At 65.1% G+C, this 23,899-nt stretch carries 25 protein-coding genes; 12 read left to right on the top strand and 13 right to left on the bottom strand.

From position 1 onward, the window contains the following. Positions 1–5: 5 nt before the first annotated feature. Positions 6–731, top strand: a complete 726-nt coding sequence (locus tag QN358_RS00560; protein ID WP_323511141.1) for a hypothetical protein — start codon at positions 6–8, stop codon at positions 729–731. Between the two features lie 92 nt (positions 732–823). Here the strand turns inward: QN358_RS00560 and QN358_RS00555 are convergent, their stop codons facing one another. The 3 genes from QN358_RS00555 to glgA form a co-directional block, all read right to left on the bottom strand. Then, the gene (locus QN358_RS00555) at positions 824–1,075 is read right to left on the bottom strand and encodes a type B 50S ribosomal protein L31 (RefSeq protein WP_136640473.1); all 252 of its coding nucleotides are present in this window, start codon (positions 1,073–1,075) and stop codon (positions 824–826) included. 81 nt (positions 1,076–1,156) lie between these two features. Then, entirely contained in the window at positions 1,157–1,945 is a 789-nt protein-coding gene (locus tag QN358_RS00550) for an ABC transporter ATP-binding protein (RefSeq protein WP_136640474.1), read from the bottom strand. A 59-nt stretch (positions 1,946–2,004) separates the two neighbouring features. Further along, positions 2,005–3,186 (bottom strand): glycogen synthase, encoded by a 1,182-nt coding sequence (gene glgA / locus QN358_RS00545; RefSeq protein WP_323511310.1) that lies wholly within the window; start codon positions 3,184–3,186, stop codon positions 2,005–2,007. A gap of 75 nt (positions 3,187–3,261) precedes the next feature. Between glgA and QN358_RS00540 the strand changes: the two genes are divergently transcribed. Both QN358_RS00540 and serB read left to right on the top strand, forming a co-directional pair. Then, a complete protein-coding gene (locus QN358_RS00540) occupies positions 3,262–4,506 on the top strand; it encodes a glucose-1-phosphate adenylyltransferase (RefSeq protein WP_136640476.1) in 1,245 nt (414 codons plus the stop codon). Continuing rightward, on the top strand, positions 4,503–5,255 hold the full coding sequence (gene serB, locus QN358_RS00535) for a phosphoserine phosphatase SerB (RefSeq protein WP_136640477.1): 753 nt from the start codon (positions 4,503–4,505) through the stop codon (positions 5,253–5,255). The genes QN358_RS00540 and serB overlap by 4 nt, the downstream gene beginning before the upstream one ends. A gap of 91 nt (positions 5,256–5,346) precedes the next feature. Here serB and fabG read toward each other — a convergent pair whose 3' ends face one another. Continuing rightward, positions 5,347–6,069, bottom strand: coding sequence for a 3-oxoacyl-ACP reductase FabG (gene fabG, locus QN358_RS00530; protein ID WP_136640478.1), 723 nt, complete (start codon positions 6,067–6,069; stop codon positions 5,347–5,349). A gap of 113 nt (positions 6,070–6,182) precedes the next feature. On the opposite strand from fabG, the gene QN358_RS00525 reads away from it, so the two are divergent. From QN358_RS00525 to QN358_RS00515, 3 genes are all read left to right on the top strand, one after another. Beyond that, positions 6,183–6,500 (top strand): DUF3099 domain-containing protein, encoded by a 318-nt coding sequence (locus tag QN358_RS00525; RefSeq protein ID WP_136640479.1) that lies wholly within the window; start codon positions 6,183–6,185, stop codon positions 6,498–6,500. A gap of 55 nt (positions 6,501–6,555) precedes the next feature. Then, positions 6,556–6,804: a hypothetical protein gene (locus tag QN358_RS00520; RefSeq protein ID WP_136640480.1), complete on the top strand. Its 249-nt coding sequence runs from the start codon at positions 6,556–6,558 to the stop codon at positions 6,802–6,804. Positions 6,805–6,905: 101 nt separating this feature from the next. Further along, positions 6,906–7,538, top strand: coding sequence for an RNA polymerase sigma factor (locus tag QN358_RS00515; protein WP_136640481.1), 633 nt, complete (start codon positions 6,906–6,908; stop codon positions 7,536–7,538). 321 nt (positions 7,539–7,859) lie between these two features. Here the strand turns inward: QN358_RS00515 and QN358_RS00510 are convergent, their stop codons facing one another. Beyond that, complete coding sequence (locus QN358_RS00510) at positions 7,860–7,988, bottom strand: hypothetical protein (RefSeq protein WP_323511137.1); 129 nt, start codon at positions 7,986–7,988, stop codon at positions 7,860–7,862. Positions 7,989–8,016: 28 nt separating this feature from the next. Here QN358_RS00510 and QN358_RS00505 point away from each other — a divergent pair, with 28 nt between their 5' ends. Further along, positions 8,017–9,033 carry a hypothetical protein gene (locus QN358_RS00505; RefSeq protein WP_323511135.1) on the top strand — a complete coding sequence of 339 codons (1,017 nt, stop codon included), beginning with the start codon at positions 8,017–8,019 and terminating at the stop codon, positions 9,031–9,033. 76 nt (positions 9,034–9,109) lie between these two features. Here QN358_RS00505 and QN358_RS00500 read toward each other — a convergent pair whose 3' ends face one another. Next, complete coding sequence (locus tag QN358_RS00500; protein WP_136640483.1) at positions 9,110–10,708, bottom strand: ABC-F family ATP-binding cassette domain-containing protein; 1,599 nt, start codon at positions 10,706–10,708, stop codon at positions 9,110–9,112. A 149-nt stretch (positions 10,709–10,857) separates the two neighbouring features. On the opposite strand from QN358_RS00500, the gene QN358_RS00495 reads away from it, so the two are divergent. Further along, the gene (locus QN358_RS00495) at positions 10,858–11,451 is read left to right on the top strand and encodes a biotin transporter BioY (protein WP_136640484.1); all 594 of its coding nucleotides are present in this window, start codon (positions 10,858–10,860) and stop codon (positions 11,449–11,451) included. Positions 11,452–11,545: 94 nt separating this feature from the next. Here QN358_RS00495 and QN358_RS00490 read toward each other — a convergent pair whose 3' ends face one another. The 5 genes from QN358_RS00490 to sufB form a co-directional block, all read right to left on the bottom strand. Continuing rightward, positions 11,546–11,875 carry a metal-sulfur cluster assembly factor gene (locus QN358_RS00490; protein ID WP_136640485.1) on the bottom strand — a complete coding sequence of 110 codons (330 nt, stop codon included), beginning with the start codon at positions 11,873–11,875 and terminating at the stop codon, positions 11,546–11,548. Between the two features lie 20 nt (positions 11,876–11,895). Further along, positions 11,896–12,687: a Fe-S cluster assembly ATPase SufC gene (gene sufC / locus QN358_RS00485; protein ID WP_136640486.1), complete on the bottom strand. Its 792-nt coding sequence runs from the start codon at positions 12,685–12,687 to the stop codon at positions 11,896–11,898. Then, positions 12,687–13,016 carry a non-heme iron oxygenase ferredoxin subunit gene (locus QN358_RS00480; protein ID WP_136640487.1) on the bottom strand — a complete coding sequence of 110 codons (330 nt, stop codon included), beginning with the start codon at positions 13,014–13,016 and terminating at the stop codon, positions 12,687–12,689. The genes sufC and QN358_RS00480 overlap by 1 nt, the downstream gene beginning before the upstream one ends. Continuing rightward, entirely contained in the window at positions 13,016–14,176 is a 1,161-nt protein-coding gene (gene sufD, locus QN358_RS00475) for a Fe-S cluster assembly protein SufD (RefSeq protein WP_136640531.1), read from the bottom strand. The genes QN358_RS00480 and sufD overlap by 1 nt, the downstream gene beginning before the upstream one ends. Positions 14,177–14,304: 128 nt before the next feature. Next, entirely contained in the window at positions 14,305–15,723 is a 1,419-nt protein-coding gene (gene sufB / locus QN358_RS00470; protein ID WP_136640488.1) for a Fe-S cluster assembly protein SufB, read from the bottom strand. 269 nt (positions 15,724–15,992) lie between these two features. Here sufB and QN358_RS00465 point away from each other — a divergent pair, with 269 nt between their 5' ends. Further along, positions 15,993–17,120, top strand: a complete 1,128-nt coding sequence (locus QN358_RS00465) for a COX15/CtaA family protein (RefSeq protein ID WP_136640489.1) — start codon at positions 15,993–15,995, stop codon at positions 17,118–17,120. Between the two features lie 39 nt (positions 17,121–17,159). Here the strand turns inward: QN358_RS00465 and QN358_RS00460 are convergent, their stop codons facing one another. Both QN358_RS00460 and QN358_RS00455 read right to left on the bottom strand, forming a co-directional pair. Beyond that, on the bottom strand, positions 17,160–17,423 hold the full coding sequence (locus tag QN358_RS00460; RefSeq protein ID WP_201799199.1) for a DUF559 domain-containing protein: 264 nt from the start codon (positions 17,421–17,423) through the stop codon (positions 17,160–17,162). Between the two features lie 477 nt (positions 17,424–17,900). Further along, the gene (locus QN358_RS00455; RefSeq protein ID WP_136640491.1) at positions 17,901–18,836 is read right to left on the bottom strand and encodes a heme o synthase; all 936 of its coding nucleotides are present in this window, start codon (positions 18,834–18,836) and stop codon (positions 17,901–17,903) included. 188 nt (positions 18,837–19,024) lie between these two features. Here QN358_RS00455 and tkt point away from each other — a divergent pair, with 188 nt between their 5' ends. From tkt to QN358_RS00440, 3 genes are read left to right on the top strand one after another with little or no spacing between them, the layout of a single operon-like run. Then, a complete protein-coding gene (gene tkt, locus QN358_RS00450) occupies positions 19,025–21,124 on the top strand; it encodes a transketolase (RefSeq protein WP_323511131.1) in 2,100 nt (699 codons plus the stop codon). 25 nt (positions 21,125–21,149) lie between these two features. Continuing rightward, positions 21,150–22,286, top strand: a complete 1,137-nt coding sequence (gene tal, locus QN358_RS00445; protein ID WP_323511129.1) for a transaldolase — start codon at positions 21,150–21,152, stop codon at positions 22,284–22,286. Next, entirely contained in the window at positions 22,283–23,893 is a 1,611-nt protein-coding gene (locus QN358_RS00440; RefSeq protein ID WP_323511127.1) for a glucose-6-phosphate isomerase, read from the top strand. Before tal ends, QN358_RS00440 begins: the two co-directional genes overlap by 4 nt. The last annotated feature ends 6 nt before the right edge of the window (positions 23,894–23,899 follow it).

Raw genomic sequence — 23,899 nt, 5'->3', positions numbered from 1 at the left:
ACGTCATGACGTCGTCGTCGCCGGTGCCGAGTCGCTCTGCTGTTCGTAAGACCAAGGCCCTGATGCTGGCGGCTGCCACGGTTCTGGTCGCTGTCGCATGTTCGACTCTTCCCGATGCCACTCTGCCTTCAGATACGAGTGCTAGCGCCGGAGGGTCGTCATCGTCGGTCGCGGCGGCATCTCCTGCGGCAACCGACACTTCGGCAACCTCGTCGGCGCTCGCGTGGGTGACCCGGCAGAACTGCGCCCAGATCATGGGCGACACGATCCTGCCCGAACTGGCTGCAGCCTCGGGCGGCGCGCCGGTACTGTTCGGCAGTGGAGGGTTCAGCCGCCCGTTCGATGCCTACCAGTGCATCTACCAGACCGGCGCCGAACAGACCACGAACGTCTACTTCGTGGTCGCGGCCGTGACCGCAGCCGAAGGCGGCCGACCCGCAGCCGAGGCGAACTTCGCCGACGCCTACACGAAGTCCACTTTCGCTCGGGAGTCGATCTACTCCGTGGTCGGCAAACCGATTCCAACGGGTACCACCCCGTCGACGACCGACGCCGAGAGCTACGCCGCCACCGTGATCATCGCGAGCGACGACGCTTTTGTCACCGTCGGCTCTGCCTCCGGTGGCACCGACACCCTCGCCCGCATCACCGCCTGGGCCCACGACATTGACAGCCGCCTGCACGCGCCCCAGACGGTGACCGCCCACGCCACCGCGGCCCCCGCAAACTGAGACGCACGCCGGGCGCGCAAACTGACACGGCGGGCATGCAAAAAGGAAGGGCGAGCAGCCGAAGCTGCCCGCCCTTCCTTAGAAAAGTGGGGTTATTTGCCGAAACCCTTGTAGCGGCTGTTGAACTTCTCTACGCGGCCGGCGGAGTCGAGGATGCGCTGCTTGCCCGTGTAGAACGGGTGCGACTCCGACGAGATCTCGACGTCGATGACGGGGTAGGTGTTACCGTCTTGCCACTCGATGGTCTTCTGGCTCGTCACGGTTGAACGAGTGAGGAAGGTTGCGCCCGAGGCCAGGTCGCGGAACACGACGGGCAGGTAGTCGGGGTGAGTTTCGGTCTTCATGAGGGCTTCCTTGGTGATGCGGTGGGAATTGAATAGAACGGTGATGAAAATTTATGGCTCGAGGGCCAGCTGAAGAGTCTATCAGACCGAGGCGGCCCGTGCGGCATAACGGCCATCGGTCTCGGAGAGAACGATGGGCAGGCCGAACGTCGCTTCGAGGTTCTCTGCAGTGAGCGCATCCTGAAGCGGGCCGGCCGCAACGACCGACGCCTTCGAGATGAGCAGAACGTGGGTGAAGCCGCGCGGAATCTCTTCGACGTGGTGCGTCACCATGACGATGGCGGGGGCTGACGGCGCGCTGGCATACCCACCGAGCAGTTGCAGCAGCTCTTCGCGTGCGCCGAGGTCGAGCGAGGCGGCGGGCTCGTCGAGCAGCAGCAGTTCGGGGTCGGTCATCACCGAGCGGGCGATCTGCACGCGCTTCTGCTCGCCGTCACTGAGTGAGCCGAAGCGGCGTTCTTCGAGGTGATCGAGGCGCCACTCGGCGAGCACGCGCTGGGCGCGGCGCAGGTCGATCTCGTCGTACTGCTCGTTCCAGCGGCCGGTCACCGAGTAGGCGGCTGTCAACACGACGTTCAGCACGGTCTCGTCGGCCGGGAAGCGTTTCGCCATCGCCGACGACGCGAAACCGACCCGAGGGCGCAGCTCGAACACGTCGACACGGCCCATGCGGGAGTCGAGGATCTGCGCGGTACCGGATGACGGATGCACCATCGCCGAGGCCAGCTGAAGCAGCGTGGTCTTGCCGGCGCCGTTCGGCCCGAGGATCACCCAGCGCTGGTCAGCCTCGACCTTCCAGTTGATGTCGTTCAGGATGCGGTTACCGTTACGGACGACCGACACGTCTTCGAGGTCAAGAACTGTGGGCATGACCCCAAGCCTATCGGGCAGCGGCACCCGTTTCTGCCCGAAAACGCCCGCTCGGCCCGCTAGATCAGGCTGCGGTAGATACGCTCGGTTTCTTCGGCGATCTGCTTCCAACTGAACGTGCTCTCAGCTCTCAACCTGCCGGCTGCACCCATCCGGCGGGCTTCGTCGGGGTCGGCGAGAACATCGGTCAACGTGCCCGCGAGGTCACGCACGAAGCGCTCGGGGTCGACCGGAGTGCCCGTGCCGTCGGTGGCCTGGTCGATCTGCACCAGACGCCCTGTGACGCCCTCATCGACGACCTCAGGGATGCCGCCGGTCGCCGTTCCGACGACAGGGAGCCCACAGGCCATGGCCTCGAGGTTCACGATGCCGAGCGGTTCGTAGACCGACGGGCAGACGAACACCGTGCCGCTGGTGAGCATAGCTGAGAGGTCGTGCTGGCTGAGCAGCTCCGGGATCCAGATCACACCCGAGCGGGTCTGCTGCAGTTCCTGCACCAGCGCCGTGACCTCGGCCATGATCTCGGGGGTGTCGGGGGCACCGGCGCACAACACCAGTTGAACATCCGGAGCCAGCTGGGCAGCTGCACGGAGGAGGTACGGCAGGCCCTTCTGGCGCGTGATGCGGCCCACGAAGACCACAGAGGGGCGCGAGGTGTCGATGCCCCAGTGCGCCAGAACGGCATCGTCGCGAACAGGCTTCCATTTCTCGAGGTCGATGCCGTTGTAGACGACGCTCACGCGGTCTTCGGAGATCGACGGGTACGAGCGAAGAATGTCGTTGCGCATGCCGTTCGAGACCGCGATAACCGAATCGGCGCTCTCGAAGGCGCTCTTCTCGATGTAGCTCGACAGACGGTAGCCGCCGCCGAGCTGTTCGGCCTTCCACGGGCGCAGCGGCTCGAGCGAGTGCGCCGTGACGACGTGCGGAATACCGTGCAACATCGAGCCGAGCTGCCCGGCCGCGTTCGCGTACCAGGTGTGCGAGTGCACCACGTCGGCGCCGCCCAGGTCGTTGGCGATCTGCAGGTCGACGCCGAGTGTGCTGAGGGTTGCATTCGCCCCCTGCAGCTCAGCCGGAGGCCGGTACGAGAACACGTCTTTCTCGTCGCGCGGCTGGCCGAAGGCCCGCACCACGACGTCGATGTTGACCCGCAGAGCTTTCACGAGTTCGGCGACATGCACCCCCGCCCCGCCGTAAATCTCTGGTGGATATTCCCTGGTAATCACATCGACGCGCACAACCACGAACGTAGCGCGTTACGCGCCGCGCGTCGAGTGCCGCGAGTGCGCCGCCGAACCACCTATAGTCGTCGTATGGCTGCATCAAAGAAGATTTTCGGCATCGTTCTCGCTGGTGGCGAAGGCAAGAGGCTCATGCCTCTGACTGCAGACCGAGCGAAGCCCGGTGTTCCGTTCGGAGGTGGCTACCGCCTCATTGACTTCGCACTCTCGAACCTCATCAATTCGGGGCTGACGAAGATCGTTGTGCTGACCCAGTACAAGTCGCACAGCCTCGACAGGCACATCTCGCAGACGTGGCGACTGTCGGGCCTGCTCGACTCCTACGTGGCGTCGGTGCCCGCGCAACAGCGCCTCGGCAAGAGGTGGTTCAGCGGCTCGGCCGATGCCATCCTGCAGAGTCTCAACCTGATTCGCGACGAGATGCCCGACATCGTGGTGGTGGTCGGTGCAGACCACGTGTACCGCATGGACTTCGCCCAGATGATCCAGGCGCACATCGCTTCGGGCCTGCCGGCGACGGTCGCGGCAATTCGGCAGCCGATGGAGCTCAGCGACCAGTTCGGCATCATCCAGACCGACCCCGACAACCCGGCGCAGATCTCGGAGTTCCTCGAGAAGCCGAAGACGGCAGTGGGCCTCGCCGACTCCCCCGACGAGGTTCTGGCCTCGATGGGCAACTACGTTTTCAACACCGACGCCCTCATCGAGGCCGTCATCCGCGACGGTGAGAAGCCCGACTCGAACCACGACATGGGCGGCGACATCATTCCCGACTTCGTGTCGCGCGGCCAGGCCGGCGTCTATGACCTGTCTCACAACGAGGTTCCCGGGGCAACCGACCGCGACCGCTACTACTGGCGCGACGTGGGCACCATCGAGTCGTTCTACGACGCCCACCAAGACCTCATCTCTGCCCTGCCGGTGTTCAACCTGTACAACAGCGCGTGGCCCATCTACACGCAGCAGCTGAACTCGCCCCCAGCGAAGTTCGTGCGCGACGCGAAGGGCAACAGCGGAACAACCATCGAGTCGATCGTCTCCCTCGGCTGCCTCATCTCGGGCGCCCGCATCGAGCGCAGCGTGCTCGGCCCCTGGGTGACCATCGAGTCGAGTGCCCTCGTTCAAGACTCGGTGCTCTTCGACCGCGTGCACATCGAACCCGACGCAGTCGTGCGCCGCGCTATTCTGGACAAGAACGTGGTTGTCGCCGCCGGGGCCATGATCGGCATCGACCACGCTCGCGACCGCGAACGCGGTTTCACCGTCACCGACACGGGCATCACCGTGGTCGGCAAAGGAGTACGCGTAGAACCATGAGTGAACACCTGCTGCTTCCGGATGCTCGGCTCCCCCTTCAGCAGACGAACACTCTCCTGGCTCCCCGGGCCGTGCACTCCGGTACCCCCGCTGCTCACGCCCCGGCCACCGCACCCCGCTTCCTCGTCGTGCTCGACGTCGACTCGACCCTCATCGAGAACGAGGTCATCGAGATGCTGGCCGAGTGCGCCGGCAGCCTCGACCTCGTCGCGCACATCACCGAACGCGCCATGTCGGGCGAGCTCGACTTTCAGCAGAGCCTCCGTTCGCGCGTCTCGACGCTCGCCGGCCTCTCGATCGACTGCTTCACAGAGGTGGCGCGTGACATCCGTGTCACGCAGGGCGTACCTGAGCTGATCGCGGGCCTGCATGCCGCCGACGGTCTGGTGGGGGTGGTGTCGGGCGGGTTCCACGAGCTCGTCGACCAGGTCGCGATCGACCTCGGTCTCGACTTCTGGAGTGCGAACCGGCTCGAGGTGGTCGACGGCCGCCTCACGGGCAACGTGATCGGCCCGGTGATCGACGCCGAAGCGAAAGCCGCTGCGTTGCGGGAGTGGGCGGCGGGGGCATCCATACCCCTGGCGCAGACCGTGGCCGTGGGTGACGGTGCCAACGACCTGCTCATGATGCAGACCGCGGGCCTCTCGGTGGCGTTCAACGCGCGCCCCGTCGTGCGGGCCCGCGCGCACGTGGCCATCGACTCGCGCGACCTCGCGCAGCTGCTGCCGCTCCTCGGCCTCCGCGGCTGACTCGGCTCGGCCTGAAGCGCCGTCGACTTTCCCCCGTCGGTCGGTGCTGAGCAGCCCGACCGACAGAGTGGGGAAAGTCGAACGGGGTGGGCTAGTGCCCCATGCCGAGTCCGCCGTCGACGGGGATGACGGCGCCGCTGATGTACCCGGCATCGTCGGAGGCCAGCCAGGCCACCACGCGAGCGACCTCGGTAGGCGAAGCGAAGCGACCCGCGGGGATGCTCTTCTTGTATTCGGCCTGCAGAGCATCCGGGAGCTCGGCTGTCATCTCGGTCTCGATGAACCCGGGCGCGACCACGTTCGCCGTGATGCCGCGGGCCCCGAGCTCGCGCGTGATGGAGCGGGCGAGGCCCACGAGCCCGGCCTTCGACGCCGAATAGTTCACCTGGCCGGCCGAGCCGTACAGCCCGACAACGCTCGAAATCAAGATAACGCGGCCAAAGCGGGCCTTGAGCATGCCCTTCGACGCTCGCTTCACCACCCGGAATGCCCCCGTGAGGTTCGTGTCGATCACATCGGTGAAGTCGTCTTCGCTCATGCGCAGCAGCAGCATGTCGCGGGTCATGCCCGCGTTGGCGACCACGACTTCGACCGGGCCCAGGGCGGCTTCGACCTCGGTGAACGCGGCGTCGATCGAGGCGCTGTCGGTGACGTCGGCCCGTACCGTGAGTGCGCCGGCGGGCCCCTCGCCCGAGCGCGCTGTCACGGCCACGCGGTACCCCTGGGCGATGAACTCCTCTGCCAGCGAGAAGCCGATGCCGCGGTTGCCGCCGGTGATCAGAACCGTGCGGGGTGTCGTGGTGGGGGTCGTCATGCGAAGCCTTTCGTAAAGCCTGTCAACCCAGTCGATTCCTGAGCCGCGTACCAGCATACGAGAGCGGAGGGAAGCGTAGGCTGAGGGGTATCCGTTCACCCAAGGTGGCACATATGAAGCACGATTCACAGCAGCATTCCATTACCTCTCTTCCGCAGAACCGAGACCAAGAGCGCCACGCGCGCATGATCAGGTATTCGCTTGCCATGGGCATCCGTCTACTGTGCCTCGCAGGGCTGCTGTTCGTGCAGGGCTGGTGGCTGTTGGTGCTCGGCGTGGCCGCGGTGGTGTTGCCGTGGTTCGCGGTGGTCATCGCCAACACCGGCTCGAACACCCCGGGAACAATGCAGGCGCCCGGTGGCCAGATGGTGCCCGTCGGCCAGCCGCCGCTCTACACGGGCGGCCGCGAAACCGGGGGTCGGCCCGAGTGAGGATGCCTCTGCGGGTTCAGCCCGCGGTGGTGTCGCCTGACGTGTGCTTCCCCGCATGAGCCTGCTTGACGCGCTGGGTGGTGCGCCCGCGGTACACGAATGCTCCCGCGCCGGATGCCGCACCGCCGCCTCGTGGAGTATCGGGTGGCGAAACCCCAAGATTCACGGCTCTGACCGTGTGAAAGTGTGGGTGGCGTGCGACGAGCACGTCGATTTCCTGCGGGAGTTTCTGGCAGCGCGCGACTTCCCCCTCACCGTGGGGCCGCTCGGCTCGATCTCTGAAGCGGGCGCCCGCAGCCGGTAATACTGAATTAGTGTCATAATATCGGCGTGATGCTGTTGCACGTGGGCGACTGCCGGACATTTCCCTTGTAGAGCCCACGGTGGGCTCACGAAATGAGGGTCATGAGTCCGCCAGTCCATCCGCCGACGAACACGCAGACGGGTTCGTCGCCGAATCCGTCGGTCGAAGCGCGCTTCGAGCAGATCTACCTCGAGCACTACCGGGCCGTGCTGCGGTTCGTGCGCCGGCGTGCGCATCCACTTAACGTCGACGATATTGTGAGCGAGACGTTCACGGCCGCATGGGTTCGCCGGGCATCCGTGCCGTCGACGCCGCTGCCGTGGCTCTACACGACGGCCCGAAACGTGATGCTCAACTCCGCCCGCGGCACAGGTCGGCAGCGCGCCCTCGCTGTGCGCATGGCTTCGTTCGCCGCCGCGCCCCTCGACGAGGTCGATCACCTCGAACGTCGGCTCGACGTGCGGGCCGCGTTCAGCACGTTGCGCGTGGCTGACCAAGAGGTTCTGGCGCTCGACGTGTGGGAAGACCTCGATACCCGCTCGGCCGCCGCGGTGCTCGGATGCTCGCGCGCCTCCTACGCGAGGCGCCTCACCCGCGCCCGCCGCCGTCTCGCGGTGTTGCTCGAGCCGCCTCGAGGTAACCCGGCTCCGCTGCTCGCACCCGCGCCACCGACGCCACCGGTGCGCCCACCGAATTCCACACTTCAGCTCTCCCGTCAGGACCCTCTCTCGTGAACTCTCCCACCCCCCCCACACCGAGCTTCTCCGCGCTCTCGACCCCGCTCGTGAGACGCTCGACCTCACCCCGGCCGAACGCAGCCACCGCGACGCCCTTCTGGCCTCGCTCGTCGAAACCGCTTCGTCCATTCCCACCGCAGACCGCCCCCGCTGGGCACGCCACCCCCGCCGCACCATCTTCACCGCGGTCAGCGCCGCTGCCGCGCTCGCCCTCGTCACCGCCATCGCGATCACGGCGCTGCCCGGCGCCACGAACCCTCCGGCCGCCTCGTTCGCGCTCCCAGCGCACGGTTCGCTCGCGAGCTGGACCTCATCGCCTCAACACACCGACGCGAACCCGGCCGATGTCCAGGCATGCGCCTCGGCGCTCGGCTTCGACTCGAGCCCCGGGCATCCGGCAACCGCCCTCACCAGCGAGAAGCGCGGCGACTTCACCTCGCTCTTCATCGAGCAGGGCGCTTCAGACGGCTACTGCGTGCTCTCGGGTGGCACCGTCGAGAACTCGGTCAACTTCGCGGGTCTGAAAGCACACCCGCTGACCGACCCGAACTCGGCGAGCATCAGCGTCACACAGGGCGCCGAATGGATGTACGTGGTCTCCGGTCGCGCCGGTGCCAATGTGACTTCGCTCACGGTGACCAACCCCGACACCGGAGCCGCTGTCACAGCTGCCCTGGCGAAGGGTGTGTGGTCTGCGTGGTGGCCCGTGGGCGAAGGGTCTCGTGCCTGGGGGCCGACTGCGGGCGGTTACGCCGACGGCATTTCTATTTCGTACACCCTCATCGACGGCACCACTCATGTCTCCACGAATGCCTCAGACACCGGCTCTGACGATAGTACGTCGAACTTGACCGACAACCCGCCCGCCCTCGGCGCACTCCCGGGCTGGGCAGCCGGCGCTGCAGCGCTGACACCAACCCCGGCTGACGTCAACACCTGCGCAGCATCGGCTGCAGGCTGGCCTACGGGCTCGGCGAGCGTCGTCTTGGCTGAGACACGCGGCGGTTTCGAGTCGCTGTTGCTCGACAAAGACGGTGATCGTGCGTACTGCGTTCTCACCGCGGGTGCCGTCACCTGGTCGCGAGAATTGGGAACCATGCCCACGATCGACCCGCCAACCGGCTCATCCCCTGCGCCGGATGCTCCGACCGCCGCCCTCGTCATGGACGAGAGCGTTGACGGAGTGGTTCCCGGGACACGCATCTCCACGGCCCTCGGCACCGCCGACCCCGGCGTCACCGCGGTCACACTGCACCTCGCCGCCGGACACGACGTTCAGGCCACGGTTGCGAACGGCAGCTGGATGGCCTGGTGGCCCGAAGACGAAACAGCCGCCCTCAACGGCGCGGTCGTAGACGGCACCACGATCACCGCGAAGCCCGCGCCCGCCCCGACCTCGACCCCGGCACCAACGGACGCGCCCATTCCCGCCGGCCCGCCGACGCTGTCGTTCACCACGGCTGACGGCGTAGAACACACCCCGGTCAACTGACGCCCCGCCACCGCACAACGGCCCGCTCTGCGCACAAAGCACAGAACGGGCCGTCAGCCGGGCAGCAGGGCAACCGCTACGCGAGCTCGATCAGATCCTGATACTCCTTGTTCCAGTGGTCTTCGACGCCGTCGGGCAGAATCAGCACCCGCTCGGGGTTCAGCGCCATGACAGCGCCCTCGTCGTGCGAGACCAAGACCACGGCTCCGGCGTAGTTGGCCAGGGCATCCAGAATCTCTTCACGAGACGCGGGGTCGAGGTTGTTTGTGGGCTCGTCGAGCAGCAGCACGTTCGCGCCAGAGACCACGATCATGGCGAGGGCCAGCCGCGTCTTCTCGCCGCCTGAGAGCACGCCGGCGAGCTTGTGCGAGTCGTCACCGGTGAACAGGAACGAGCCGAGCACGCGCCGCGCCTCCATCTCGGTGAGGTTCGGCGACGACGACACCATGTTCTGCAGCACGCTGCGCTTCACATCGATGGTCTCGTGCTCCTGCGCGTAGTACCCGATGCGCAGGCCGAACCCGGGCTCGACCTTGCCTGTGTCGGGCTTGTCGATGCCCGCGAGAATGCGCAGCATGGTGGTCTTGCCGGCACCGTTGAAGCCGAGGATGACCACCTTCGACCCGCGGTCGATCGCGAGGTCGACCGCCGTGAAGATCTCGAGCGAACCGTAGCTCTTCGACAGATCAGAGGCCATCAGGGGCGTACGCCCACAGGCCACCGGGTCGGGAAAACGCAGTTTGGCAACGCGCTCCACCACGCGGGTCTCGTCGAGCCCCGACAGCATCTTCTCGGCGCGACGCACCATCTGGTGGGCGGCGGCGGCCTTCGAGGCCTTGGCCCCGAAGCGGGCGGCCTGCATCTGCAGCACGCCGGCCTTCTTTTCGACGTTGACGCGCTCTTTCTTGCGGCGCTCCTCATCGGAGGCGCGCTGGCGCAGGTAGTTCTTCCAGTTCATGTTGTAGATATCGATGACCGTGCGGTTCGCATCTAGGTAGAACACGCGGTTGACGGTCTCTTCGACGAGTGCCACGTCGTGGCTGATCACGATGAGGCCGCCCTGGAAGTTCTTCAGAAACTCCCGCAGCCACACCACCGAGTCGGCGTCGAGGTGGTTTGTCGGTTCGTCGAGCAGCATCGTGTCTGCGCCCGAGAAGAGGATGCGAGCGAGCTCGATACGGCGCCGCTGGCCACCCGAGAGGGTTGAGAGCGGCTGGTCGAGGATATGGTCGGGCAGGCTGAGGTTCGACGCGATGGAGGCGGCTTCGGCCTCGGCCGAGTACCCGCCGAGCGCGTTGAAACGGTCGTCGAGGCTGCCGTACTTCTTCATGGCCTTGGCAACGACCGCCGGGTCGCTCGAGGCCATGTCGAGCTGCGACTGCTGCATCTGCAGCACGATCTGGCCGAGGTCGCGGGCATCCAGAATGCGCGTGCGGGCGAGGTCTTCGGGGTTGCCCGAGCGGGGGTCTTGCGGCAGATAGCCGATCTGGCCGGTCATCTCGATGCGGCCGCCGTCGGGCTTCAGCTCGCCCGCGAGGGTCTTCGTGAGAGTGGTCTTACCGGCACCGTTTCGCCCCACCAGCCCCACCTTGTCGCCGGCAGAAATGCGAAAATTCACGTCTTCCATCAGAACCCGGGCGCCAACACGTAGCTCAAGGTCATGCACACTGAGCACAGGAGTAGTCCAATTCTTTCGTCACATCTCTATGACAGGGGTGGGGGGATGTCACCCTAGTATAAAACGTGAGCCCTGTCTCTTATTCCTTTCACGGCTTTCGGATGCCCCACTCACCCCGCTCGTACGGGATCTCACAGAGGAGACACATGTCGAATTCGACACTGGCCCACACCCGCCCCACCCTGGCAGACCGGGTCATTCCGCGTTCGCTCGTCACCGACGCCGCACTGGTTCTCGGAGGGGCGGCCTTCACCGGTATCCTCGCTCAGCTCGCCATTCCGCTCTGGCCCGTGCCGATCACCGGTCAGACGCTCGCGGTTCTGCTCGTGGGCAGTTCGCTCGGCATGCTGCGCGGCGCTCTCGCGATGGTGGTCTACGCGGTCATCGGCATCATCGGCGTGCCGTGGTTCAGCGAGGGCAGTTCGGGCGTGCACATCATCGCCGGGCCGACCGGCGGGTACATCATCGGCTTCATCGCCGCCGCAGCCCTCACCGGCTGGGTGGCACAGCGCGCGTGGGACCACAAGTTCGTCGGGGCCTTCATCTCCTTCGCCGGCGGCACCATCGTCACCTTCGCCATCGGCATGGCCTGGCTCGCAGCCGTTCTCGGCCTCAACCTGCAGCAGACGCTGAACGGCGGGCTGTACCCCTTCATTGTGGGCGGCATCGTCAAGGCCGTCATCGCGGCGGCGCTCATTCCTCTCGCGTGGAAGTTCGTCACCCGCTTCGCCAAGAAGTAGCGCGCCCGGCGCCCAGCGCCCAGCGCACGAAAAAGCCCCCGCCCGGTCATCCGGTAGCGGGGGCTTTCTCGTTGTCTGAATAGCTGGCTGAAGCCTAAATACTGAACCCGAGCGCCCGCATCATGTCGCGGCCGTCGTCAGTGATCTTGTCGGGGCCCCACGGCGGCATCCACACCCAGTTGATGCGAAATGCGTCAACGACGCCGTCGAGCGCCTCGGCGGTCTGCTCTTCGAGCACGTCGGTGAGCGGGCATCCGGCACTCGTCAGGGTCATCGAGATGACGAGAGCGGTGTTCTCCTCATCCCAGCCGAGGTCGTAGATGAGGCCGAGGTCGACAACGTTGATGCCGAGCTCCGGATCCATGACGTCTTTGAGCGCCTCTTCGACCTGGTCGAACTTCGCGGGTTCCAGTGTGGTGACCATACGAAAATTCTACGCCGACTCTAGGCGTCGACGGCGGCTGAGGCCGCGATCGCTTCGGCGTTGGCCGCAACATACACGTCGTAGCCCTCGTTCTCGAGCTGAACGGCCAGTTCAGGCCCGCCCGACTCGACAACCTTGCCCGCGACGAACACGTGCACGAAGTCAGGGGTGATGTACTTCAGGATGCGGTTGTAGTGAGTGATGAGCAGCACACCCAGATCGGTGTTCTCCTTCGCGCGGTTCACACCCTCTGAGACGATCTTCAGCGCGTCGACGTCGAGGCCGGAGTCGGTCTCGTCGAGAACGGCGAACTTCGGCTTCAGCAGTTCGAGCTGCAGAATCTCGTTGCGCTTCTTCTCGCCGCCCGAGAAGCCCTCGTTCACGTTGCGCTCGGCGAACGTGCGATCCATGCGGAGCGCCTCCATCGAGCTCCGAACGTCTTTCACCCAGGTGCGGATGGGCGGGGCGACGCCGTCGATTGCGGTCTTCGCGGTGCGCAAGAAGTTGGTCACCGTGACACCGGGAATCTCCACCGGGTACTGCATGGCCAGAAAAAGACCGGCCCGCGCGCGAGCATCCACGGTCAGGGTTGTCATCTCGACGCCGTCGAGCAGAATCGAACCGCTCGTGATCTGGTACTTGGGATGCCCGGCGATCGCATACGCGAGCGTCGACTTGCCCGAGCCATTCGGCCCCATGATGGCGTGTGTCTCACCCTGGTTGATGGTGAGGTTCACCCCGCGCAGAATCTGCTTGGGGCCCTGTTCGGTCTCGACGCTGACGTGCAGGTCGCGAATTTCTAGTACTGACATTATGAGATTTCTTTGGTAGTTGAGGGGTCGATGTAGATGTCTCCGTCGACGATGGTGAGTTCGTAGACGGGTACCGGCTCGTAGGCCGGCAGAGTGAGGGGCTTGCCCGTGGTGAGCGAGAATTTCGAGCCGTGCGCCCAGCATTCGAGCGTGTCGCCCTCGACGAAACCTTCGGCCAGCGAGATGTCGCCGTGCGTGCAGGTGTCGCCGATGGCGAAGCACTGGCCCGAGCTGTCTTTGACGAGCGCGATGGCCACGCCGTCGATTTCAACGCGGAGCGCCTCGTTCATGTTCAGTTCGTCGACCGAACAGATCTTCACAGCGGCCATCAGACGGCACCGACCGTGAGAGTCAGTTCGGCTTCGACGGCTGCGCTGAGGCGTGCTTCGACGCTCTCTGCGCCGATCTGCTGGATGATCTCGGCCAGGAACCCGCGAACAACGAGCCTGCGTGCCTCTTCTTCGCTGATGCCCCGCGACTGCAGGTAGAACAGCTGCTCATCGTCGAAGCGGCCGGTCGAGCTGGCGTGGCCAGCTCCGATGATGTTGCCGGTCTCGATCTCGAGGTTCGGAATCGAGTCGGCGCGGGTGCCTTCGCTCAACACGAGGTTGCGGTTCTCCTCGTAGCTGTCGGTGCCGTTGGCGCTCTGGCGAATCAGCACGTCGCCGACCCAGACCGAGTGCGCGCCCTCGCCCTGCAGCGCGCCCTTGTACTTGACGCGCGAACGCGAGTTCTCGGCTTCGTGGTCGATGTACACGCGCTGCTCGAGGTGTTGGCCGGCGTCGGCGAAGTACAGCCCGTACGCCTCCGTTGAGCTGCCCTGTTCAGACAGGTGGATGCTCGGATTCACCCGCACCACAGCCCCGCCCAGTGACACCACGATGTGGCGCAGGCTCGCGTCGCGACCCACCTGGGCGAAGTGGCTTGCCACGTGCAGGGCGGAATCGTTCCACTGCTGCACAGACACCACCGTGAGGTGGGCGCCCTCCTTCACCACGATCTCGACGTTCTCGGTGAGCTGGGCGTCGCCGCTGTTCTGCAGGATGACCAGGCCGCGACTGTTCGGCCGAGCGGTGATCACCGTGTGCGCGGCGCGTGCCGTCTCACCGAGACCGTCGCGGGTGAGCACGAACGGGGCCGTCGGTTCTTCGCCGGTGACCTCGATGGCGAGAGCCTTCTCGAAGCCCGACCACGCGTTTGCGCTGGCCTTGTCTTCGGGCAGGCCCGCGCTGCCGACGCGAGGGTCGGTGCGGTCGATCCACAGCAGCTCGAAGCCGTCGACGGGCTGCTCGAGCGCGGGCTCGAACGGCGAGCCGTCGAGCTCGCCCGAGATCAGGCCGGTGATGCGCTTGATCGGGGTGAGCTTCCAGTCGACCTCGTGGCCCGTTGGCTCGTCGAAGTCGACCACGTTCGGCGAGGTGTAGCGCTCAGAACGGGTCTGAACGGGCCTCTCCGACCAGGCGCCGTCGGTGTGCGACTTCGACCCCATCGGTTCACCGCGGTGACCACCGGGTGTCGAGATGCGCTCGGTTCCGCTTCCGCTTTCGGGCGCGGTCGTATTGGATGGTGCGACTGCAGACATTTAGCCGACAGGTCCTTTCGGCGGAACGAGACAGGTCATCCGACGCTGCCTTCCATTCCCATTTCGATGAGCTTGTTCAGTTCGAGGGCATACTCCATGGGCAGCTCGCGCGCGATGGGTTCGATGAACCCGCGCACGATCATGGCCATGGCTTCGTCTTCGGGCAGGCCGCGGCTCATCAGGTAGAAGAGCTGCTCCTCACTGACCCGGGAGACCGTTGCCTCGTGGCCGAGCTGTACATCATCCACCCGGATGTCGATGGCGGGGTACGTGTCAGACCGAGATTGAGTGTCGACCAACAGCGCGTCGCAGCGAACCGTGTTCGCCGAGTGGTGCGCATTCTCAGCGACCCTCACTTCACCGCGGTACCCCGCACGACCGCCGCCACGGGCGATCGACTTCGAGACGATCGACGACTGCGTGTACGGTGCCATGTGGATCATCTTCGCGCCGGCGTCTTGGTGCTGGCCGGGGCCCGCGAACGCGACCGAGAGGGTCTCACCCTTGGCGTGTTCGCCGACCAGGTAGATCGACGGGTACTTCATGGTGACCTTCGAGCCGATGTTGCCGTCGATCCACTCCATGGTCGCGCCCTCGTGCGCAATAGCGCGCTTGGTGACCAGGTTGTAGACGTTGTTCGACCAGTTCTGGATCGTCGTGTACCGAACGCGGGCGTTCTTCTTCACGATGATCTCGACCACGGCCGAGTGCAGCGAGTCGCTCTTGTAGATGGGGGCGGTGCAGCCCTCGATGTAGTGAACGTACGAGCCTTCGTCGGCGATGATCAACGTGCGCTCGAACTGGCCCATGTTCTCGGTGTTGATACGGAAGTAGGCCTGCAGCGGAATCTCGACGTGCACGTTCTTCGGAACGTAGACGAATGATCCACCCGACCAGACGGCCGTGTTGAGCGCTGCGAACTTGTTGTCACCGCTCGGGATGACCGTACCGAAGTACTCGTCGAAGAACTCGGGGTGTTCGCGAAGTGCCGTGTCGGTGTCCATGAAGATGACGCCCTGGGCCTCGAGGTCTTCACGAATGGTGTGGTAGACCACCTCGGACTCGTACTGTGCAGCGACACCGGAGACGAGGCGCTGGCGCTCCGCCTCGGGGATGCCGAGCTTCTCGTACGTGTTCTTGATGTCGTCGGGCAGGTCTTCCCAGCTCTGGGCTTGCTTCTCGGTCGATCGTACGAAGTACTTGATGTTGTCGAAGTCGATGCCGGAAAGGTCAGCTCCCCACGTCGGCATGGGCTTCCGCTCGAAGATCTGCAATGCCTTCAGGCGGTTCTTGAGCATCCACTCAGGTTCGCTCTTCAGCGTTGAGATACCGGTGACCACTTCGGGCGAGATGCCGCGTTTCGCGATAGCGCCCGCGGCATCGGAGTCGGACCACCCGAACTCGTACACCCCCAGGTTCTGCAGTTCTGGCCGGTCGATGAGTACGTCTGTCATGACTTCTCCCTTCCTCTCACTCTGTCAACACGTCGAGTTGTGCGGGAATTCCACGAAGCGTAGAACTCGCAGGCTCTGTACTTAGAATGAAACCGAGAAACTGCAGCTTCGTCGCCGCCTCGTGTGAAACCCTTACGCCTCGTGGCGCGGATTCTCGACATCTCAACTCTATCGGCACCCGAGGCCGCGATGAAGAGACCCCGGGTCTTTCGCAGCAATTCGCGGCCATGTGTTATGCAATCGCATCAGAATGAAGGGCTCAACCCGTCGTGAACCGCTTGCTCTCCCGGTTAGCCGCCGTGCTCCCTGCCCGCATCGACGGTCGTGTTCGTCTGTTGGCGTGGGCGTCGCTCGTGGTGCAGATCATCCTGGTGGGCACGGGCGGTGCGGTTCGCCTGACCGGTTCCGGCCTCGGATGCCCCACCTGGCCCCAGTGCACCGCGGGCTCCTTCGTGTCGACACCGGAGATGGGTGTGCACGGAATCATCGAGTTCACCAACCGACTGCTGACGTTCGTCATTGTGATCATCGCGATTCTCGTCTTCGTCGCCGTGCTCCGGATGCGCCGCGAACGTCGCGATCTGTTCGTTCTGACTCTGCTGCAGGGCCTCTCGATCCCGCTGCAGGCGGTCATCGGTGGCATCACCGTTCTCACCGGGCTGAACCCGTACATCGTGGGCGTGCACTTCGTCATCTCGATCGGGCTCGTCGTCGTCACCACCATGCTCGTCTACCGCGTCTACTTCGGCCCGCGCAGCGCACTCGGCATCGCCCGTGCCGAGGCCGGCGCCGTCGACGCGCGTTCGAGTGCGCTCGTCGCGTCGCTGTTGCCTTCCGGCCGCGACCGTGCCTCGGCCTCCCGCACTGGTGTTGGCACAGCGGTGGCTGCCGAAGGCGCAGGTCTCTCCCTCGTCGTTCCCATCTGGTACCTGCGCATCTCGCAGGTCACGGCCGTCTTCGTGGGCCTCACCGTCATCATGGGCATCCTCACGACCGGGTCAGGCCCGCACGCTGGCGACGCGAACACCCCGCGCAACGGCCTCAACACCGACGTCATGGAACACATCCACAGCTACCCGGCCTACGCCACCTTCGCGCTCACCCTCGTTCTCGTCATCGTCGCCCTCGCCCTGCGGCTCCCCCGCCGCTGGCCTGTCACCCTGCTGATCATCGAGGTCGTGCAAATCGCCGTGGGGCTCACCCAGTCGCGCCTCGGCCTGCCGCCTGCCCTCGTCGTGGCGCACATGATCCTCGCTGCCACCCTCGTGGCCGCCATGACCGCCACCCTCCTCGCCCAACGCTCCCGCGCCACGGCCCCCTTTACTTCCGCGGATTCGGCCGCCCCGTTCGCCTCGACCTCAGGAAAGTCGATCGACTTTCCCCAGAACGTCGCCTGACCCTCCCCCGCCCGACATTCTGGGCAAACTCGACCTGCGTCAAATGGGTTGCGTGGGCGCCAGGGGGCGGGTGTGTCGGCCCGCGGGAGTGGGGGTCCAGCCCGCACGCCTGAGGGCGAGCTCGATGCGGGCGACGGTGAGAGTCGGTGTGACGAAGAGTGCGTGTTTGCGAAAGCGCAGCAGACTCCAGCCGTCGAGGTGAAAACGCTCGAGCCTCAGCATGTCCCTGTCGTACTGAGTGTCGTCGGTTCGGTGGTGGTCGCCGTCGTACTCGACGATGACCTTCCATCGACGGTAGACCAAGTCGGCACGACCGATCTCGGCTCCGACCCCGTGCAGATGTGCTCTAGGGCTCCGGATGCCCGGCTCTTGCCGCGGCCACGAAACGTCTGCACGTGCGAGGCCAGCTCCTCGAGCGTCGCGTAGGGCCTCACCTCGCCCCGGGTGGCGTACACGGGCTGGTGTGCGAAGTAGTCCCCCACTGCATGTCGATGAAGCACTTCGTCGGATGCGCCCGACACCTCATTAGGCACGCGCCGCTCGCGAACGCTGTAGTGCGGGGCCGCGAGGTCACCTCGGCGTAACCGCTCGACGCCGACCCCGGCAGCCCGAGCCAGGCGAGGCGCGACCCCGAAAAAGTTATCCACAGCGCGCACGCGCTCCCCGAGCATCCACTTTCCCAACAACGTCGCTACGAGGTGTCAGAACCGACGATCTGGGGAAACCCGACTCTCACGCTCGGGAAAAGGGAGCGCGAAAGTGTTCAGAAGAAGAAGCTGCTCAGAACGAGAACGGGAAGATACGCAGCAGCGGGTCGATGGCGATGGCCAGAAAGAGGATGGTCAGGTACGTGATCGACGCGTGGAACACGCGCATCGGCCGAACCTCGGTGTGGTGAATCGCGGTGTTGTAGAGCCGGTGCGTTTCGTAGATGAACCAGCCACCAGCTGCCACCGCCGCGACCGAATAGACGATGCCCATCGACGCCACCGGCACGAGCAGTAGCGAGCACGCCACCGTCGCCCACGCGTACAGAATGGTCTGCAGCCCGACGACCGCGCGGCCACGGATGACGGCCAGCATGGGCACGCCGACCGACTTGTAGTCGTCGCGGTACCGCATCGACAGCGGCCAGTAGTGCGGCGGGGTCCAGAGAAAGATCACGCCGAACAGAATCCAGGCCGGCCAGTCGAGCGAGTTCGTGACGGCAGCCCAGCCGATGAGCACCGGCATACAGCCCGCGGTGCCACCCCAGATGATGTTCTGCGCCGTGTGCCGTTTCAGGATGATCGTGTAGACGACCGCGTACAAGAAGATTGCGATGACCGACAGCAGCGCGGCGAACCAGTTGACGAGCAACCCGAACCACAGCGTCGACACCACGGCCAGAACCCACGCGAACACCAGTGCCTGTCGGTCGGTGAGCTCACCGGTGACGAGCGGGCGACCCTGGGTGCGGTTCATGACGCGGTCGATGTCGCGGTCGACGTAGCAGTTGAACGCCCCGGCGCTGCCGGCGCTGAGCGCACCACCGATGAGCGTCGCCAGAACGAGCCACAGGTTCGGGATGCCCCCTTGGGCCAGAATCATGACGGGAGCAGTGGTCACGAGCAGCAGTTCCATGACCCGCGGCTTGGTGAGCGCTATGTAGGCCCTGACTTTCTGCCCCGCAGAAATTCGCGGACGCCCGAGTCGACCCTCTACAGCTACGTCCATTGCTCCTCTAACTGCGTTTGACATACCTCTAGCAGTCTAGGCGAACGCTTGTTGAAGCGATGTCAAGTGTCAGGGTTCGGTACCCCGGCAATCTCTATACTGGATGAAGGGTGGGAATCACCTGCGGCTCAATGGTGCCCCGGGGCTCCCTTCCCCTCGTCCGCAATTGAAGAAGGGCTCAACACCTCGTGGCATCACTGCAGTGGGAATCTATTGACGACAAGGCCGTAAGCACAGCGAAAGTTCTGGCTGCTGACGCGGTTGAAAAGGTGGGCAACGGTCACCCCGGAACGGCGATCAGCCTCGCTCCGGCCGCGTACCTGCTCTTCCAGAAGGTCATGCGACGCGACCCCAGCGACAATGAGTGGATCGGCCGCGACCGCTTCATTCTCTCGGTGGGCCACAGCTCGCTGACCCAGTACATCCAGCTGTACCTCGGCGGCTACGGCCTCGAGCTCGACGACCTGAAGAAGCTGCGCACGTGGGGCTCGCTCACACCGGGTCACCCCGAGTATGGCCACACCGACGGCGTGGAGATCACCACCGGCCCGCTCGGCCAGGGGCTCGCCTCCGCCGTGGGTTTCGCCTACGCCTCGCGTTTCGAGCGTGGCCTGTTCGACCCGGATGCCGCACCCGGCACGAGCCCGTTCGATCACTTCGTCTACACGATCGCCGGCGACGGTGACATGGAGGAGGGCGTCACCAACGAGTCGTCTTCTCTCGCCGGTCACCAGCAGCTCGGCAACCTGATTGCGTTCTACGACTCGAACCAGATCTCGATCGAAGACGACACCAATATCGCGTTCACCGAAGACGTGCACGCGCGCTTCGAGGCGCTGCACTGGCACGTGCAGGTCGTCGACTGGAAGAAGACCGGCGTGTACGTCGAAGACGTCGCCGCGCTGTTCGACGCCATCGAGGTGGCTAAGGCCGAGACGTCGAAGCCCAGCCTGATCATCCTGAAGACCATCATCGGCTGGCCGAGCCCGAAGAAGCAGAACACGGGTAAAATCCACGGTTCGGCTCTCGGCGCAGACGAACTCAAGGGCCTCAAAGAGGTTCTCGGCTTCAACCCCGACGAAACGTTCGAGGTGGCCGATGAGGTCATCAGCCACACTCGTGAGGCACTGACTCGCGGCACCGCCGCCCACGAGGAGTGGCAGGTCGGGTTCGATGCCTGGGCCGCAGCGAACCCCGAGAAGAAGGTGCTTCTCGACCGCGTTCTCACGGGCGATCTGCCCGAGGGCTTCGATGACGTTCTGCCCGTGTTCGAGGCCGGCAAAGAGGTTTCGACTCGAGCCGCCTCCGGCAAGGTCATCAACGCCATCGCGGGCATCATGCCCGAGTTCTGGGGTGGGTCTGCCGACCTCGCCGAGTCGAACAACACGACCATCGAGTCGGGCGCCTCGTTCGTACCGGCCGAGCACTCGACCCACGAGTGGACGGGCAACAAGTACGGTCGCGTACTGCACTTCGGTATTCGTGAGCACGCGATGGCGTCGATCCTGAACGGTATCGTGCTGCACGGCAACACGCGCCCGTTCGGTGGCACATTCCTGATCTTCTCTGACTACATGCGCCCCGCCGTACGCCTCGCTGCGCTCATGAAGGCACCGTCGATCTTCGTCTGGACGCATGACTCCGTCGCGCTCGGTGAAGACGGCCCCACCCACCAGCCCATCGAGCAGCTCTCGACGCTTCGTGCGATCCCGGGACTCGACGTGGTTCGTCCCGGTGACGCGAATGAGGTCGCCTGGGCATGGAAGACGATCCTCGAACGCCGTAAAGGCCCCGCTGGCATCGCACTGACCCGCCAGAACATCCCCGTCTATGCACGCGGTGAGGGCGACGCCGAAGGCGAGACCTTCGCGTCGGCGAAGAACGTCTCGAAGGGTGCGTATGTGCTCGCCGAGGCGCCGAACGGCACGCCCGACGTGATCTTCATCGCGACGGGTTCCGAGGTTCAGATCGCCGTCGAAGCGCGCGAACTGCTGAAGGCAGACGGGATCAACGCCCGCGTTGTTTCCGCTCCGTCGCTGGAGTGGTTCGAGGAGCAGAGCGCGGAGTACAGAGAGAGCGTTCTGCCGACGGCCGTCAAGGCCCGCGTCTCTATCGAGGCCGGCCTGTCACTGACCTGGCGTTCATACGTCGGTGACGCCGGCAAGAGCGTCTCGATCGAGCACTTCGGTGCATCCGCTGACTACAAGACCCTGTTCCGCGAATTCGGCATGACCACCGGCGCCGCCATCGAAGCCGCCAAGACGTCGCTCGCCGGCCTTTCACTCTGATTTTCGATTTCAAGGAGAAAAACAAATGACTGATACAGGAACCACCACTCCCACCGCTCAGCTGTCAGCCGTCGGTGTCAGCATCTGGCTCGACGACCTCTCGCGCGAGCGTCTGCGCACCGACAACCTGCAGAAGCTCATCGCCGAGAAGAACGTCGTGGGCGTCACCACGAACCCGTCGATCTTCGCTTCTGCCCTGGCCAAGGGTGAGGCCTACGACGAGCAGGTTCGCGAGCTCGCCGCCAAGAACTTCACCGTCACCGACGCTGTGTTCGAGATCACCACGAGCGATGTGGCGCAGGGTTGCGACATCTTCCGCCCGATCTACGACGCCACGAACGGCTTCGACGGCCGCGTGTCGATCGAGGTCGAGCCCGGCTTCGCCAACGATGCCGCCGCCACCATCACGCAGGCCAAAGAGCTGTTCGACAAGGTGAACAAAGAGAACGTGCTCATCAAGATTCCTGCGACGATCGAGGGTCTCGAGGCCATCACGGCCACCATTGCGGCCGGCATCAGCGTGAACGTGACGCTGATCTTCAGCCTCGATCGCTACCGCGACGTCATCAACGCGTACCTGGCGGGCCTCGAGCAGGCCCAGGCCGCCGGCATCGACCTCTCGAAGATCCACTCGGTCGCTTCGTTCTTCGTGTCGCGCGTCGACACCGAGATCGACAAGCGTCTTGTGGCTATCGGAACCGAAGACGCCCTCGCGTTGAAGAGCAAGGCCGGCGTCGCCAACGCACAGCTGGCCTACGAGGTCTACGAGCAGGCCTTCACCACCGAGCGCGCGAAGGTTCTTCTCGCTGCCGGTGCCAACAAGCAGCGCCCCCTCTGGGCCTCCACCGGTGTGAAGGACCCCGATGTTCTCGACACGACCTACGTGGTCGAGCTCGCGGCGCCCGAGGTTGTCAACACCATGCCCGAGAAGACCCTCGACGCCACGTTCGATCACGGCGTCGTCGCCGGCAACACCATCTCCGGCAGCTACGCCACGGCCAACAAGGTTCTCGACGCCATCGCGGCGCAGGGCATCTCGTACGCCGAGGTCACCGAGTTGCTCGAGAAGGAAGGCGTCGAGAAGTTCATCGTGTCGTGGAACGAACTGCTCGAAACCGTTCAGACGGCACTCGACGGCGCCAAGAGCGCCGACAACGCATGAGCGTTCGCGTCCATGTCACGGGCGCTGCTGCGGTAGCTGTCGAGACACACGTCGGGCAGCTGGTCAGTGACCTCGTGGCCTCGAGCATCACCGGGCTCGACCCGGCGCTCTGGGGCCCCGAGGCCGAGGCAGAGGCGTCGCAGCGTCTCGGCTGGACCGAAGCGGTCTCGATCTCGCGGCCGCTTGTCGCCGAGATCGAGGCGCTTCGCGCTGAGCTGCTCGCCACAGGCGTGAACCACATCGTTCTCGCGGGGATGGGTGGTTCGTCGCTCGCTCCCGAGGTCATCACCCGCACGGCCGGCGTCGAGCTGACTGTGCTCGATTCGACAGCCCCCACGCAGGTCGAGGCGGCCCTCGCCGACCGCCTCGCCACGACCGTGCTCGTGGTCTCGTCGAAGTCGGGTTCGACCGTCGAGACCGACAGCCAGAAGCGCTCGTACGAGAAGGCGTTCCGAGACATCGGAATCGACCCGAAAGAGCGCATCATCGTCGTGACCGACCCCGGTTCGCCTCTCGAGGCATCCGCTCGTGCCGACGGCTACCGCGTGTTCACCGCAGACCCCACCGTGGGCGGCCGGTTCTCCGCGCTGACCGCGTTCGGCCTCGTGCCGTCGGGGCTCGCAGGTGCCGACATAGGCGAGCTGCTCGACGAAGCCGAGGCAATCGAGCTGTACCTGGCCACTGACGACGCCGACAACCCCGGGCTCATCCTCGGGGCTGCCATCGCCGGCACTTCTCCCCTGAAGAACAAGCTGGGCATCGTGGCCGACGGAACCCACATCGTGGGCTTCGGTGACTGGGTCGAACAGCTGATCGCCGAGTCGACGGGAAAGATCGGCCGCGGTCTGCTGCCGGTCGTTCTCGACACGACGTCGCCCGAGCTCACCGAGAAGCTCGACGACGTGCAGATCGTGCGCCTGGTGAAAGATGCCGACCAGTTCCACCTGTTCCCGCAGAACCGCCACGAGGGCGAGATTCTCATGAGCGGTTCGCTCGGCGGAATGATTCTCGCGTGGGAGTACGCCGTGGCTGTCGCCGGGCGCCTGCTCGGCATCAACCCGTTCGACCAGCCCGACGTGGAGTCGGCTAAGGTCGCCACGCGCGGCCTGCTCGACGCGCAGCCTGCGCCCGAAGCCCCGGCGTTCACAGCCGGCGGCATCGAGGTTCGGGGTACCGCATCGGTCGTCTCCGGTGTCGACTCCATCGCAGCCGCTGTGTCAGCCCTGTTGGCCGAGATGCCGACCGACGGGTATGTGTCGATCCAGGCATATGTCGACCGGCTCTCGCTCCCCCAGCTCGTTGAGCTGCGAGATGCCCTCGCGTCGAAGATCGCTCGCCCAGTGACGTTCGGCTGGGGCCCTCGGTTTCTGCACTCGACCGGTCAGTTCCACAAGGGCGGCCCCGCCGTCGGCGTGTTCCTGCAGATCACCGAGAACGCGCCCAGCGATCTCACCATTCCCGAGCGGCCGTTCACCTTCGGCCAGCTCATAAAGGCCCAGGCAGCGGGTGACGCGGCTGTTCTCGAACAGCACGGCCGCCCGGTTCTGCGGCTCAACCTGACCGACCCCGCCGTCAACGTCTCGACGTTGTTCGACGCCGTCAAATAACGATCC

It is taken from the genome of Subtercola sp. RTI3 (assembly GCF_035018625.1).
In the GTDB taxonomy this organism is placed as follows: domain Bacteria; phylum Actinomycetota; class Actinomycetes; order Actinomycetales; family Microbacteriaceae; genus Subtercola; species Subtercola vilae.
This window is presented reverse-complemented; position numbering and strand designations above follow the sequence as displayed.

What these genes read in the sequence shown, in the direction of transcription:
- QN358_RS00550 (WP_136640474.1), bottom strand. Translation starts at nt 1,945, where the DNA reads ATGCCCACAGTTCTTGACCTCGAAGACGTGTCGGTCGTCCGTAACGGT.
- QN358_RS00440 (WP_323511127.1), top strand. Translation starts at nt 22,283, where the DNA reads ATGAGCGTTCGCGTCCATGTCACGGGCGCTGCTGCGGTAGCTGTCGAG.
- QN358_RS00525 (WP_136640479.1), top strand. Translation starts at nt 6,183, where the DNA reads ATGAAGCACGATTCACAGCAGCATTCCATTACCTCTCTTCCGCAGAAC.
- tal (WP_323511129.1), top strand. Translation starts at nt 21,150, where the DNA reads ATGACTGATACAGGAACCACCACTCCCACCGCTCAGCTGTCAGCCGTC.
- QN358_RS00520 (WP_136640480.1), top strand. Translation starts at nt 6,556, where the DNA reads ATGAGCCTGCTTGACGCGCTGGGTGGTGCGCCCGCGGTACACGAATGC.
- QN358_RS00560 (WP_323511141.1), top strand. Translation starts at nt 6, where the DNA reads ATGACGTCGTCGTCGCCGGTGCCGAGTCGCTCTGCTGTTCGTAAGACC.
- serB (WP_136640477.1), top strand. Translation starts at nt 4,503, where the DNA reads ATGAGTGAACACCTGCTGCTTCCGGATGCTCGGCTCCCCCTTCAGCAG.
- sufD (WP_136640531.1), bottom strand. Translation starts at nt 14,176, where the DNA reads ATGGGGTCGAAGTCGCACACCGACGGCGCCTGGTCGGAGAGGCCCGTT.
- QN358_RS00490 (WP_136640485.1), bottom strand. Translation starts at nt 11,875, where the DNA reads ATGGTCACCACACTGGAACCCGCGAAGTTCGACCAGGTCGAAGAGGCG.
- sufC (WP_136640486.1), bottom strand. Translation starts at nt 12,687, where the DNA reads ATGTCAGTACTAGAAATTCGCGACCTGCACGTCAGCGTCGAGACCGAA.
- QN358_RS00510 (WP_323511137.1), bottom strand. Translation starts at nt 7,988, where the DNA reads ATGAAGAGCGAGGTGAAGTCGCCGCGCTTCTCGCTGGTGAGGGCGGTT.
- QN358_RS00540 (WP_136640476.1), top strand. Translation starts at nt 3,262, where the DNA reads ATGGCTGCATCAAAGAAGATTTTCGGCATCGTTCTCGCTGGTGGCGAA.
- QN358_RS00515 (WP_136640481.1), top strand. Translation starts at nt 6,906, where the DNA reads ATGAGTCCGCCAGTCCATCCGCCGACGAACACGCAGACGGGTTCGTCG.
- QN358_RS00455 (WP_136640491.1), bottom strand. Translation starts at nt 18,836, where the DNA reads ATGGACGTAGCTGTAGAGGGTCGACTCGGGCGTCCGCGAATTTCTGCG.
- QN358_RS00555 (WP_136640473.1), bottom strand. Translation starts at nt 1,075, where the DNA reads ATGAAGACCGAAACTCACCCCGACTACCTGCCCGTCGTGTTCCGCGAC.
- sufB (WP_136640488.1), bottom strand. Translation starts at nt 15,723, where the DNA reads ATGACAGACGTACTCATCGACCGGCCAGAACTGCAGAACCTGGGGGTG.
- QN358_RS00495 (WP_136640484.1), top strand. Translation starts at nt 10,858, where the DNA reads ATGTCGAATTCGACACTGGCCCACACCCGCCCCACCCTGGCAGACCGG.
- QN358_RS00480 (WP_136640487.1), bottom strand. Translation starts at nt 13,016, where the DNA reads ATGGCCGCTGTGAAGATCTGTTCGGTCGACGAACTGAACATGAACGAG.
- fabG (WP_136640478.1), bottom strand. Translation starts at nt 6,069, where the DNA reads ATGACGACCCCCACCACGACACCCCGCACGGTTCTGATCACCGGCGGC.